The sequence below is a fragment of the Streptomyces bluensis genome (assembly GCF_014650715.1).
In the GTDB taxonomy this organism is placed as follows: Bacteria; Actinomycetota; Actinomycetes; order Streptomycetales; family Streptomycetaceae; genus Streptomyces; species Streptomyces bluensis.
Genome location: NZ_BMVM01000015.1, coordinates 22,721 through 35,383 on the forward strand (window position 1 = coordinate 22,721; position 12,663 = coordinate 35,383).

10 protein-coding genes are annotated in these 12,663 nt (G+C 70.7%); 2 read left to right on the top strand and 8 right to left on the bottom strand.

Translation table 11 applies throughout. The features are described 5' to 3' along the window. The first annotated feature begins 79 nt into the window (after positions 1-79). Positions 80-907: a YceI family protein gene (locus IE262_RS29510; protein ID WP_189877943.1), complete on the top strand. Its 828-nt coding sequence runs from the start codon at positions 80-82 to the stop codon at positions 905-907. A gap of 64 nt (positions 908-971) precedes the next feature. Further along, complete coding sequence (locus tag IE262_RS29515) at positions 972-1,442, top strand: PPOX class F420-dependent oxidoreductase (protein WP_134039995.1); 471 nt, start codon at positions 972-974, stop codon at positions 1,440-1,442. 195 nt (positions 1,443-1,637) lie between these two features. Here IE262_RS29515 and IE262_RS29520 read toward each other — a convergent pair whose 3' ends face one another. The 8 genes from IE262_RS29520 to IE262_RS29555 all read right to left on the bottom strand — a co-directional run bounded on the left by IE262_RS29520 (position 1,638) and on the right by IE262_RS29555 (position 12,355). Continuing rightward, positions 1,638-2,429 carry a TetR/AcrR family transcriptional regulator gene (locus IE262_RS29520; RefSeq protein ID WP_189877945.1) on the bottom strand — a complete coding sequence of 264 codons (792 nt, stop codon included), beginning with the start codon at positions 2,427-2,429 and terminating at the stop codon, positions 1,638-1,640. A gap of 47 nt (positions 2,430-2,476) precedes the next feature. Next, the gene (locus tag IE262_RS29525; protein WP_189877947.1) at positions 2,477-3,970 is read right to left on the bottom strand and encodes an MFS transporter; all 1,494 of its coding nucleotides are present in this window, start codon (positions 3,968-3,970) and stop codon (positions 2,477-2,479) included. Positions 3,971-4,138: 168 nt separating this feature from the next. Next, positions 4,139-6,358 (bottom strand): ArnT family glycosyltransferase, encoded by a 2,220-nt coding sequence (locus IE262_RS29530; protein WP_189878135.1) that lies wholly within the window; start codon positions 6,356-6,358, stop codon positions 4,139-4,141. Beyond that, on the bottom strand, positions 6,358-7,818 hold the full coding sequence (locus IE262_RS29535; protein ID WP_189877949.1) for a bifunctional glycosyltransferase family 2/GtrA family protein: 1,461 nt from the start codon (positions 7,816-7,818) through the stop codon (positions 6,358-6,360). The genes IE262_RS29530 and IE262_RS29535 overlap by 1 nt, the downstream gene beginning before the upstream one ends. A 14-nt stretch (positions 7,819-7,832) precedes the next feature. Then, positions 7,833-9,647, bottom strand: a complete 1,815-nt coding sequence (locus tag IE262_RS29540; protein ID WP_189877951.1) for a sensor histidine kinase — start codon at positions 9,645-9,647, stop codon at positions 7,833-7,835. Continuing rightward, positions 9,644-10,384: a response regulator transcription factor gene (locus tag IE262_RS29545; protein ID WP_229877575.1), complete on the bottom strand. Its 741-nt coding sequence runs from the start codon at positions 10,382-10,384 to the stop codon at positions 9,644-9,646. The genes IE262_RS29540 and IE262_RS29545 overlap by 4 nt, the downstream gene beginning before the upstream one ends. A 116-nt stretch (positions 10,385-10,500) precedes the next feature. Continuing rightward, positions 10,501-11,406, bottom strand: coding sequence for a DUF2797 domain-containing protein (locus IE262_RS29550; RefSeq protein WP_189877953.1), 906 nt, complete (start codon positions 11,404-11,406; stop codon positions 10,501-10,503). A gap of 115 nt (positions 11,407-11,521) precedes the next feature. After that, positions 11,522-12,355 (bottom strand): DUF2637 domain-containing protein, encoded by an 834-nt coding sequence (locus IE262_RS29555; RefSeq protein ID WP_189877955.1) that lies wholly within the window; start codon positions 12,353-12,355, stop codon positions 11,522-11,524. Positions 12,356-12,663: the final 308 nt, after the last annotated feature.

Sequence of the window (12,663 nt, forward strand, 5' to 3'; positions counted from 1 at the left end):
AGAGCGGACGCGCGCTCCACGGGCCGGCCTCATCCAAGCTCGTCCAAGCTCTCCAAGCCCATCCAAGGAGTCACCCAGCATGGGACTGACCGCGAAGATCCGTACCCGTGACGGTTGGGCCGTGTCACACGCGGTCGTCACGCTGACCGACATGACGGGCAGGCAGATGGCGCGTGCCGAGGCCGACGACGAGGGCACGGTGCGCGACACCACCGCCCTCGCCCCCGGGGTGTACACCGCGATCGTCACGGCCGTCGGCTATACACCCACCGCGTCCACCGTCATCGTCACGGACGGGGGAGGCCGGGCCGAGATCGGCACCGTCACCCTCACCCGCCAGGGCGGCACCGAACTCCCCCCGCCCGGCCCCTGGACCATCGACCCGGCCCACTCCTCGATCACCGCCACCACCCGTCACCTGGGCATCTCCACCATCCACGGCCGCTTCACGGACTTCTCCGGCCAGATCGAGGTGGCCCCCGACGACGCGGCCAAGTCCCGGGTGGAGGCCGTCATCACCGCCGCCTCCATCGACACGGGGAACGGCATGCGGGACGACCACCTCCGCTCCCCGGACTTCCTGGACGTCTCGGTCCACCCGGAGATCACCTACCGCTCGACCGGCCTCACCGCCGGCCCCGGCCCCGACCGCTGGACGCTCCACGGCGACCTCACGATGCACGGCGTCGCACGCCCGGTCGACCTCGCCCTCACCTACCTGGGCACCGGCACGGACCCCTGGGGCGGCATCCGGGCCGCCTTCCACGCCACCGCCCAACTCCACCGCGACGACTTCGCCATGAACTACAACCAGGTACTCCAGGCAGGCATCGCCGCGATCGGCACCACGCTGAAGGTGGAACTGGACATCCAGGCGGTCCAGGGCGAGACACCGCCGCAGGCGTAGGACTGCCGCAGGCACCAACGACAAGGTCACGCTCGGCAGGCGCGCGAGGCCCTAGGCTGCGGCCATGGCACCGAACATCGCGACGAACACCTCCGTCACCCTCGACGAGCTGCTGGACTTCGTACGTCCGCGCCACCGCGCGATCCTGCTCACCCGCCGCGCCGACGGCGGCCCCCAGGGTTCGCCACTGACCTGCGGCGTCGACGACTCGGGCCGCATCGTCGTCTCGACGTACCCGGAGCGCGCCAAGACCCGCAACGCCAAGCGGGACTCCCAGGTCAGCCTGATCGTCCTCAGCGACGAGTGGAACGGCCCCTGGGTCCAGATCGACGGCACGGCCGAGGTCATCGACTCCCCCGACTCCGTCGAGCCGCTCGTCGAGTACTACCGGAACATCGCGGGCGAGCACCCGGACTGGGACGAGTACCGGGCGGCCATGCTCAAGCAGGGCAAGTCGATCATCCGGGTCACCCCCACCCGGTGGGGTCCGGTGGCCACGGGGGGCTTTCCGGCGCGGGTTGCTCCGCAGGAGTAGCGGGGGAGCAGCTGCCCCGCTGGGGCCGGTGATTCGGCTGCGGGTTCGTTGTGGCTGGTCGCGCCCACGCGGCGGAGCCGCATATCGATACAGCCCCGCGCCCCTCAAAAAAAGGGGCCGGCGCACCGCCCACGCACCGGCAGCCATGCCCGCACCTGTCCGCGCACCTACCGAACGCGCAGCCCCACAGCCCGCTCAGCCGACGGCGGTCACCCGCGCCTCGATCCCGCCGATCACGATCTCCAGCGCGGTGGAGAAGTCCCGCTCGAACATCTCGGCCACCGTGTCACCCCCACGGGCCTCCATGATCGCCTTGGACGCCTCCATGACGTGGCTGATCTCCGGCACCTGCATCACCACGGCCATGGCATCGCTGAGGTACTCGTCGTGACTCACGCCGGCCGCCGCGCAACGCTCGATGAAGTGCCCCTCGATCGTGCCGAACCCGTACACGAACTGGAAGACCGCCGAGATCGCCGCCGTCTGTTCGGACAGCGGCAGTCCCGTCCGGCGGATCACGCGCTGAACGGCGAAGGAGAACTCCAGGTAGTTCGGCCCGATGTTGAGGAAGGTCCCGGCGAGCGGCGACACCCACGGATGGCGGACCAGTACCGCCCGGTAGTCCACGGCGAGCTCCCGCAACTGGTCGCGCCAGTCCGCCGTGGACTCCTCGTCGTCGCCCGGGATGGCGGCGGGCACCCCCGTCTCACCGAACACCGCGTCGAGCGCCAGCTCCAGCAGATCGTCCTTCGTGTCCACGTACCAGTAGACGGACATCGCGGTGACGTTCAGCTCCGCGGCCAGCCGTCGCATCGAGAACCTGGCCAGACCCTCGGCGTCCAGAAGCGCCACCGTCGTCGCGACGATCCGGTCCCGGTCGAGGCCGGAGGGCTGCCCGCCGCGCGCCGCCCCGCCGCGTCGCGCCTTGTCCGCCAGCCAGACACTGGCCCGCGCCGGACGACGCTTCGCCCTCTCGGCTGCCACCATGGCGCACCTTCCTCGACACTCCAACAGCTGGTCACGATGCTAGGCGCTTATGGGGCCCCCGCCCGCTCAGCCCTGCGCAGCAGCACCGCCGCGACCACCCCACCGAGCAGCACCGCCACCGCGCCCACCAACTGACTGGACTCCAGACCTGAGGAGAACGCCTCGGTGATCCGGTCCCGTTCGTCCTGCGACCCCGCCGCGGCCAGCGCCGCCGGCAAAGAGGACGCAGCGACCGGGATCAACGCCGCGAAACGCGAGTTGAGTACGGCCCCCAGCACGGCCACGCCCAGCCCGTTGCCGAACTCCGCCAGCGTGCCGTTGACGCCCGCGCCCACGCCCGCCTTCTCCGGCGGGATCGCGCTCATGATGGCGAGCGCCATGGCCGGGCTGGCGATCGCGGCACCGGCGCCGATGAGCACCAGACCGAGGAGCGTGCCCGAGTAGCCGTACGCGGTCAGCGTGGCGATCGACACCAGTCCGCCGGACGTCAGGATCATGCCGATGAGGATGGCGATCGGGATGCCGAGCCGCGTCGCCCACTTCGCCGCCAGACCCGAGAAGTTCAGCACCACGATCGTGACGGCGAGCGGGGCCATGCGCACACCGGCCTCCATGGGGTCGTAGCCGAGGACGAACTGCAGGTACTGGGTGAGCAGGAACAGTGAGCCGGCCATGCCGAAGGCGATGAGCACCGCGCCCGCGACGGCGCCCGTGAACCGGCGGTCGCGGAAGAAGTGCATGTCGAGCATGGGATACGGGATGCGGCTCTCCCAGTACGCGAAGCCGGCCAGGACCACCACGGCCACCCCCGCGGTCGCCAGGACCCGGCCGGAGGTCCAGCCGTGCTCCGGCCCGGAGATGATCGCGAAGACGAGCGAGCCCATACCGATCGTGGACAGCAGCGCGCCCAGCAGGTCCGGACGGTCCCCACGCGGGTCCTTGGACTCGGGCACGAGGGCCGCCACGGCCACCACGCCGAGTGCCGCGACCGGCAGGTTGATCATGAAGATCGCACCCCACCAGAAGTGGTCGAGCACAAAGCCGCCGACGAGGGGGCCGGTCGCGAAGCCGAGCGCGTTGACCGCTGCCCAGATGCCGATCGCCCTGGGCTGCTCCTCGGGCGTGAAGATCTGCATGGCGACCGCCAGCGTGGTGGTCATCAGCAGCGCACCGCCGATGCCCATGCCCGCGCGGGCGGCGATCAGCTGGCCGGTGGAGTCGGCGAGTCCGGCCACCAGCGAGCCGACACCGAACAGGGAGAGGCCCGCGATCAGCATCTTCTTGCGGCCGTAGCGATCGGCGGCACTGCCCGCGGTGAGCAGCAGGCCGGACTGCACGAGCGAGTACGCGTTGATCATCCACTGGATGTCGGAGGTGGCGGCGCCGAGTTCCTCGGTGAGGGACGGGATCGCCACGTTGAGCACCGTGTTGTCGAGTACCACGGTGAGCAGCGCGAGGCTGAGGACGCCCAGGATCAGCCAGCGTTGGGGGTGCCCCTGCGGGGCGGGCATCGAGGTGTCGGCGGTCGTCGGCGCCGTCATGGGAGGTGGCCCTTCTGCGGTGTATGGGAACCGTACGTCTTACACCGTAGAACCCTCCCATACACCGTACAAGCCAATATCGGCGGCGCAGGAAGGACAGTGGCCCGAGGCACGAAGCCCCGGGCCACCGCCTTGAGGAAGCCACCGCCTTGAGAGGAAACCGAACGGTCAGGCGCCGCTCGTCGGCTGCGTCAGGTCGTAGAAGGTGGAGTTGCCCACCGTGACCTCCTTGAAGTTCTTCTCGACCCAGGAGCTGATCTGCGAGGCCGTGCTGCTGCCGCTGCCGCTGCCGCTGCCGCCCGTTCCGCGTCCGGGCCCCATGCCGCCGCCGGAGCCGCCGGAGATGAAGTAGTGGATCCTGCCTTCCTCCACGTACTTCTTGAACTGGGCCGGTGTCGGGGACGGGTCGGTGCCGTTGAAGCCGCCGATCGCCATCACCGGCTCACCGGTGGTGAGCTGGTAGCTCGCGGCGTTCTGGGCGCCGATGGCCGCGGCGACCCAGGTGTAGTCACTCGCGTTCTTCTCCAGCAGTTCCTTCGCCTCGGAGCTGACGGACGCGCCGTTGAGCAGCCCGCCCATGCCGCCACCGCCGCCCTCTGCCCGGCCGCCCTGCTGCCCTTGCTGGTTCTGCCGGCCCGGCTGGTTCTGGCTGCCGCCGGGGAAGCCGCCGCCAGGGAAGCCGCCGCCAGGGAAGCCGCCACCGGGGAATCCGCCACCTGGGAGTCCGCCGCCGTTGCCGCCGGTCGGGGGCCGGCCCGTCTGACCGTTCTGGCCGCCTCCCGGGAAACCGTCGCCACCGGGACCGCCGCCCGGGAAGCCGCCCCCGCCAGGGCCGCCGCGACCACCCGCGACCGCGGGACCGGCCGTGACGATCGAGCCGCTGTGACCCTCGTTCAGCGTGGTGAGCGTGTAGGCCGTCGGACCGGCCAGCGCCGCGACGACGCTCAGCCCGAGGACGCCCAGGGTCAGTCGACGACCGAGTTTGCCGACGAAGACCAGGCCCAGCGCGGCGACGAGTCCGCCGACGAGCACGACCCACTTCAGCCAGGGCAGGTAGTCCGAGGAGCGGTTGAGGAGGACGTACCCCCACACCGCGGTCGCCGTCATCGCGCCCGCCAGTGCCAGCGACGCCCAGGACCTGCCGCGCTCCTCCCACAGGACGGCCGCGCCCATACCGATCAGCGGCGCGACGTAGGGAGCGAGGGCCACGGTGTAGTACTCGTGGAAGATGCCCTGCATGAAGCTGAAGATCACCACGGTGATCAGCAGCGAGCCGCCCCAGAGGAGGAAGGCGGAGCGGGCGGTGTCGGTCCGAGGGGCCTTCCGCGTCATCCACAGGGCGGCCACGAGCATGATCAGCGCGGCCGGGATCAGCCAGGAGATCTGGCCGCCGTTGGTGGAGCCGAACATCCGGTCCCAGCCGGTCTCGCCCCACATGCCGCCGCCGAGGCCACCGCGGCCTCCTCCGACGCTGCCGGTCTCGTCGCCGTTGATGCGGCCGAGGCCGTTGTAGCCGAAGGTCAGCTCCAGGAAGGAGTTGTTCTGCGAGCCACCGATGTACGGGCGTGAGGACGCCGGCCACAGCTCGACGATCGCGACCCACCAGCCGCCCGCGACGACCATCGTGAGCCCGGCGAGCAGCACCTGGCCGACGCGCTTCTTCCAGGGGGCCGGTGCGAGGACCACGTACACCAGCGCGAGGACCGGCAGGATCAGGAAGGCCTGGAGGGTCTTCACCAGGAAGGCGAGGCCGATCGCGGCACCGGCCCACATCAGCCACGTCGTCCGCGCCTTCTCCAGAGCGCGCAGGGTGCAGTGGACCGCGGTGGCCATCAGCAGCGCGAGGGCCGCGTCCGGGTTGTTGAAGCGGAACATCAGAGCCGCGACGGGCGTGAGCGCGAAGACCGCCATGGTGAGGAACCCGGCCGCGGCGCTGAACCGGCGGCGCACGGACGCGTAGAGCACGGCCGCCGTGGCGACGGCCATCAGGACCTGCGGGAACAGGATCGCGAAGGAGTTGAGGCCGAAGACCCTGACGGACAGCGCCATCGGCCACAGCGAGGCCGGCGGCTTGTCGACGGTGATGGCGCCCGCCGAGTCGAGCGAGCCGAAGAAAAAGGCCTTCCAGGACTGGCTGCCCGCCTGCACGGCCGCCGAGTAGAAGGAGTTGGCGTACCCGGAGGCCGTGAGGTTCCAGGTGTAGAGGCCGCCGATGACCAGCAGGGTGAGGAGGAACGCGGGGCGCACCCAGCGGTGGTCCTCGGGGTGCCCTCTCCAGAGGCGGCGCGCCCAGGGCTCCTTGGGCTCGCCTGTTCCGGTCGGCGGGCCCCAGCCCTGCGCGGCGGGACTGACCGGCTGCTGGGGTGCGGTGTTGTACTGCGTGGTCATCATGCGTCCCTCGAATCGTGATCGCCACGGGCCTCGTACGGCGCGGTGACGTGGGGAGTGGGGGCGTGGGGCGTGGTGGCGTACGGGGTGGTGACGTACGCCGAGGGAGACGAGGGAGACGAGGGAGACGAGGGAGACGAGGGAGACGAGGGAGTCGTCGCGTACGCCGGCGACGCCGCGGACACCGGGTCGTGGGACGCGACGACGGCCGCGGCCCCGTCGCGCCGCTCGGGGAACACCCACGCCCTGAAGAGCAGGAACCGCAGCACCGTCGCCGCGAGGTTGGCGGCGATGAGGACCGCCAGTTCCGTGGAGTGCGAGGGGCTGCTCGTCGCCGCGTTCAGGGCGGCGAGCGAGCCGCTGGTGAGGGCGAGCCCGATGCCGAACACCACCAGGCCCTGGGCCTGGTGCCGCACGGCGCGGTCCCGGCCGCGGACGCCGAAGGTCAGCCGCCGGTTGGCCGCGGTGTTGGCGATCGCCGAGACGAGCAGGGCGAGCGCGTTGGCGAACTGCGAGCCCATGAACGGCCGGAAGCCGGTGTAGAGCAGCAGGTAGAAGAGGGTCGACAGGCCGCCCACGACGCAGAAGCCGACGAGCTGGCGGGCGAGGCCGCGCGGCACGCCCTGGAGGTCGCGGTCGCGGGGGTCGTCCCCGAAGGGCCGGGCGAGCCGGTCCAGCGGCAGGGAGCCGCTCGCCAGGGCCCTGCCCACCCGCCACACCCCCTTGAGGTCGTCGGTGGCGGTCTTCACGATGTGCACCGTCGAGTCCGGGTCGTCGACCCAGTCGACCGGCACCTCGTGGATCCGCAGGCCCGCGCGCTCGGCGAGGACCAGCATCTCGGTGTCGAAGAACCAGCCGGTGTCCTCCACCAGCGGGAGCAGCACCTGGGCGACGTCACGGCGTATGGCCTTGAAGCCGCACTGGGCGTCCGAGAAGCGGGCCTGCAGCGAGCCGCGGAGGATGAGGTTGTACGCGCGGCTGATCAACTCCCGCTTGGGGCCGCGCACCACCCGCGAGGCGCGGGCGAGCCGGGAACCGATCGCGAGGTCGGAGTGCCCCGAGATCAGCGGCGCCACCAGCGGCAGCAGCGCGTTGAGGTCGGTGGACAGGTCCACGTCCATGTAGGCGAGGACCGGCGCGTCGGACGCGGACCACACCGTCCGCAGGGCCCGCCCGCGCCCCTTCTGCTCCAACCGGAAGGACGTGACCTCGGGGAGCTCCTCCGCCAGCCGCGCGGCCACCCGCGGGGTGGTGTCCGTCGACGCGTTGTCCGCGATCGTGATGCGGAACGCGTACGGGAACGTGCGGGTCAGGTGCTCGTGCAGTCGCCGTACGCACGGCTGGAGGTCCTTCTCCTCGTTGTAGACGGGGATCACTACGTCCAGGACAGGTGTACCGGCGTCTGTGGCCGGGAGGTGCTCCCGCGCCGGCAGGGTGCCGGGAGAAGAGTCGGTTCGCATGGAGCCGACTCTCGTCAGGCCCCCTGTTGTACCCGTGTGGTGGCGCTGTGCTGTGCCTGTGAGTCCAATGGCCGGTCCGTCGCCCGGTTTGTTGCCCGGTCGAGCGACGGCAACGCCCGGTCGAGCGACGGCAACGCCCGGTCGAGCGAGGGCAACGCCCGGTCGAGCGAGGGCAACGGCCTGGCGAGCGAGGACAACTGCCCGGCAAGCGAGGACAACGGTCCGGCATGGGCGGGCAGGTGAACCGTGAACACGGTCCGCCCGGGAACGCTGTCGACGGTCACGTCACCGCCGTGCGCGGTCGCCACGGCCCGCACGATGGCGAGGCCCAGACCGGTCGATCCGGAGGTACGGGAGCGCGAGGAGTCGCCGCGCGCGAACCGTTCGAAGACGCGCGGGAGCAGCTCCGCCGGGATGCCCTGCCCGTCGTCCTCGACGTCCACGCACATCCACGGCCCGCGCCGCTGCACGCGCGCGGTGACGGTCGTCCCGGGTGGTGTGTGCGTGCGGGCGTTCGCGAGCAGGTTGACGAGGACCTGCTGGAGCCGTGCGGTGTCGGCCGACACGAGCGCGGGTTCGTCGGGCAGGTCCAGCCGCCAGTTGTGGTCGCGTCCGGCGGCCCGTGCGTCGCTGATGGTGTCCACGACGAGCGGGACGAGATCGGTCTGCTCGACCTGAAGCGGCCGCCCCGCGTCGAGCCGCGCGAGCAGCAGCAGATCCTCCACGAGGAGCGTCATACGCCCCGACTCGGACTCGATCCGCCCGAGCGCGTGCCGCGTGTCGGGCCCGATCTCCTCCCCGCCGCGTCGGGTCAGTTCGGCGTATCCGCGGATGGACGCGAGCGGCGTCCGCAGTTCATGGCTGGCGTCCGCGACGAACTGCCGTACCCGCGTCTCGCTCTGCTGACGTGCGTGCAGGGCGCTGTGGACGTGGTCGAGCATGCGGTTGAGGGCCGTGCCGACCTGGCCGACCTCCGTGTGCGCGTCGGTCTCGGACTCGGGGACCCGCTCGTCGAGGGTCACCTCGCCGGTGTGCAGGGGGAGTTCGGAGACCCGGGTCGCGGTGGCGGCCACCTTGCGCAGGGGGCGCAGGGCGACTCCGACGAGCACGGAGCCGGCGACGCCCGCGGCCAGGAGACCGGCGGCGGTGACGCTGACCTCGACGAGGATCAGGGTGTTGACGGTGCTGGTGACGGACTCGGTGGGCAGGCCCACGTAGAAGGTGTCGTCGTAGCGGTTGGTGTGGGAGGTGACTCGGTATTCACCCAGGTCGGGGAGGGTGACCGAGTGTGCCGTGCCGTCGCGCGGGACCTGGGCGAGCGCGGCGAGGTCCGCCTTGCTCAGCGTGACGGCCTCCATGTCCTGCTGCCGGCCGGTGCTGGAGCTCGCCAGCTCGGCCACGACTCCCTTGACGATGGTGCCGTTCCGCACCACGGCGCCGATCGTTTTCTCCGGCGAGCCGCCCCTGGTGACGAACATGAGTTTCTCGTCCGTCGTCAGGGTGCGGGTGCCGCTCGGGACGGGTACGGGGAGGCCCGCGGGCGGTTTGGGCCCGTCGGCGCGCTCGGCCACGTCCTCGATCTTGGTGTCCAGTTGCTCGTACAGATGCGAGCGCAGCGCGATGGCCGTCACCGTCCCGATGACGGCGCACACCACCGCGATGAGCGCGACCGCGGAGACGACCAGCCGCGTTCGCAGCGTGCGCGGCCGACGTTCCCGCCTCTGCCGCCGCCTCAGCCTCAGCCTCAGCCTCTGCCTCTGCCTCTGCCTCTGCCCCTGCCCTTGTCCTTGCCTCTGCCTCTGCTGGTGCGGCTGTTGTCGTCCACTCATGACGCCGCGGGCTTGATCAGATAGCCCGCGCCGCGCCGGGTGTGGATCATCGGCTCGCGCCCGGCGTCGATCTTCCGGCGCAGGTAGGAGATGTAGAGCTCGACGACGTTGGCCTGGCCGCCGAAGTCGTACGACCACACGCGGTCCAGGATCTGCGCCTTGCTGAGCACGCGCCGCGGGTTGCGCATCAGGAAGCGCAGCAGCTCGAACTCGGTGGCGGTGAGGTGGATGTCCTGCCCGGCCCGCGACACCTCGTGGCTGTCCTCGTCGAGGGTGAGGTCCCCGACGACGAGCATGGAGTCGGAGCGCCGGTCGGCGGCGCCGGAACGCCGGATGAGCCCGCGCAGCCGCGCGACGACCTCTTCGAGGCTGAACGGCTTGGTGACATAGTCGTCCCCGCCCGCGGTGAGCCCGGCGATACGGTCCTCGACCGCGTCCTTGGCGGTCAGGAAGAGAACCGGCACGTCGGGCAGCTCCCGCCGCAGCCGTCCGAGAACGGCCAGCCCGTCCATGTCCGGCAGCATCATGTCGAGGACGACCGCGTCGGGCCGGAACTCGCGGGCGGTCTGCACGGCCCCCTGCCCGTCACCCGCGCTGCGGATCTGCCAGCCCTCGTAACGGAGGGCCATGGACAGCAGCTCGGTGATCGACAGCTCGTCGTCCACCACGAGCACCCGGACGGGGCTCCCGTCCGGCCTCAGCAGTTCGGTGCGCCCCTGGGGCGTGGTCGTGGTCATGCTGGAACCATGGCGCCCCCCTCTGAGAGTGCTCTTTCCACAACCTGTGATTTCCCTGAGAAACACACAGGCGCCTCTCAGGAAAGCCCGCGGATCCTGGGAATCCTCAGAGTCCGTCAGAAGAGCCCGTCCTGAACCCCACCCCCACTGCTCCTCAACTCCCTCACCGGAACACCGAGTACGTCCTGATGCCCCGTCCCCGTCCCCGTCCCCGTCACCGCCTCCACCGCGACCAACTCCCACCCCGTCATCAGCCGCGTATCGAGGACGACGACCCCGCGCCCGGTGGCCAGATGGAGATCGGGCCCGGCAGCGGCGAGTACCGTGCCGCCCACGGTCCCGCCCGCGACCAGCTCGGTCACCACCCCGTCCGCGCCCGGCAGGCCGTCGAGCCCGAACACCTCGGCGTGGTCCACCGTCCGGCACGGCATCCGCTCCAACGACTCCGGCCAGCCGTCGAGCGCCACCGCTCGCGCGTGCAGCTCCGCCACCTCGGCCGCCCGCTCCCCGGCCTCGGGCAACGCGGACCGTACGACCCGCTTGTCGGCGTACGGAATCCGGTCCGGCACCCTGAGTGCGGCCCGCAGGACCTCCTCCGCCCGCCGGGCTGCCATCAACGGTCCACGCCCCAGCCAGCTGAAGCAGACCGCCCCCTGCTCCCACAGCCGTGCGTGCCCCCGCTCGACCGCGGTGATCCCCACCTTCACCATGCCGGGCCCGAACCACGCGAGATACACGTGATACGGCCGCGGATCGTCCGCGATGGTGTCGGCGGCGACGGAGTGCGCCCGATCCAGCCGCGCACACTCCTCACACCGGGCACCCCTGCTCCGCCCCGACACTCCGGCCCGCGTGGGACACCCGTGCCCCCGTGCTCCCACGCATGTCCTTACACCCCCTGTCACCACCCCAAAGGCCACCTTCTTCCCCCGTGGCAGAGCACTCCCGCGCCCGCCTTCCCACACCAGCACGGGCTCCGCGTCGACCCACCGCAGCCCCGTACATCTCCACGCCTGTGTCATCCCTCACGAGACTAGGCGCTGCCACTGACAATGTGCCTTGACCTGCTGCGCCCGCGCCCCCGCTCGCTGACAGGGCCGGCCCAGAGGGCCAGCCCACAAGGCCGGCCCTTGTGGGTCAGGCGCCGGTCTTCTCCTGCGGAGGACGGTAGGCGGTGAAGGGCAGCGTGGACGTGCGGTGCCGACGGACGGCCTTGCGCGGGGGGCGCGTGAGGGTGATCTGGCGGACGAGCTGCTGGAAGCAGGCGAGGGCGGCGAGAGTGGGAAGCGCCGCGGTCGCCACACCGGTGATGCTCTTGGGCGCCTGGGCAATACACAGGAGCATGGCAACGCCCGAGAAGAACAGCACAACGGACCAGGAGTGCGCCGCGCGACGCCGGTGCAGAGCGGCACGCAGAATGGACAAGGTAGCCACCATCCACGGGCCGTAGACGAGCAGGGGACACAAACCAGCAGCCCCATAAGCGGCGTGGAGACCGGGCAGACGACGCAGAGGGTCGTACGTGATCACGCCGCCGAGCACGCTGACCATCGCGACGACGACAGACGCAACCGCGACGATCAGGTAACTGACCTTCTGCAGCGGACTGAGTGCGGGCCTCCGTGGTCCGACACGGCGATGCCCGGGCACGGGACGCACGCGCGTCAGTTCGTCGGTGACCTGCGCCAAACCGGCGAGACGATCGGTCGCGGGCATGTCCTCGCCGGATTCGCCCACAGTCGGATCAGAGGGAAATGAGCCCCCCGCGCCGCTCTCGGCCGCGGCCTGATCCCTCAGCAGATACGCCAGCTCTTCTGCGGGGTCCCACGATGCGTCCAAGGGAGGGAAGGCGGTGAAAGACTGCTGTACGGAGGCCGGGGACGCATACTCGTAATCCGGGTACGGCCGCGCCCTCGCGCCCGGGTCGAGGTGGGTGCCGCTCATTCCATAGCTGCTGTACGTCTCAGACATGGCGGCTCTGTCCCATCCAGCCCCCGGGGCGGGCGACGACCGATTCTCCGGACCACAGACGCTCGAACTCGTCCTGGATCTCGCTCATCTCCGCCAGGAAACCCTCAAAGACCGTGGACGAGTGCAGCAATTCAATGTGATTACCGCGATAGCAGAGAAAGGCGTTCGCGTCCGGGGTGGACGCGGGTCGCGGCGTGAAGGTCCACCCTCCCTTCGACAGCACACGCGCATCAACGCGGAAATCCGGGCTGTTTGAAGGGCCCCATGGCGCGGTAGACGTTGCTCCAGTCATACCCCTCCAACGCCGG

Coding starts and splice junctions, on each gene's coding strand:
- IE262_RS29510 (WP_189877943.1), top strand. CDS start 80: ATGGGACTGACCGCGAAGATCCGTACCCGTGACGGTTGGGCCGTGTCA.
- IE262_RS29515 (WP_134039995.1), top strand. CDS start 972: ATGGCACCGAACATCGCGACGAACACCTCCGTCACCCTCGACGAGCTG.
- IE262_RS29520 (WP_189877945.1), bottom strand. CDS start 2,429: ATGGTGGCAGCCGAGAGGGCGAAGCGTCGTCCGGCGCGGGCCAGTGTC.
- IE262_RS29525 (WP_189877947.1), bottom strand. CDS start 3,970: ATGACGGCGCCGACGACCGCCGACACCTCGATGCCCGCCCCGCAGGGG.
- IE262_RS29530 (WP_189878135.1), bottom strand. CDS start 6,358: ATGACCACGCAGTACAACACCGCACCCCAGCAGCCGGTCAGTCCCGCC.
- IE262_RS29535 (WP_189877949.1), bottom strand. CDS start 7,818: ATGCGAACCGACTCTTCTCCCGGCACCCTGCCGGCGCGGGAGCACCTC.
- IE262_RS29540 (WP_189877951.1), bottom strand. CDS start 9,647: ATGAGTGGACGACAACAGCCGCACCAGCAGAGGCAGAGGCAAGGACAA.
- IE262_RS29545 (WP_229877575.1), bottom strand. CDS start 10,384: ATGACCACGACCACGCCCCAGGGGCGCACCGAACTGCTGAGGCCGGAC.
- IE262_RS29550 (WP_189877953.1), bottom strand. CDS start 11,406: ATGACACAGGCGTGGAGATGTACGGGGCTGCGGTGGGTCGACGCGGAG.
- IE262_RS29555 (WP_189877955.1), bottom strand. CDS start 12,355: ATGTCTGAGACGTACAGCAGCTATGGAATGAGCGGCACCCACCTCGAC.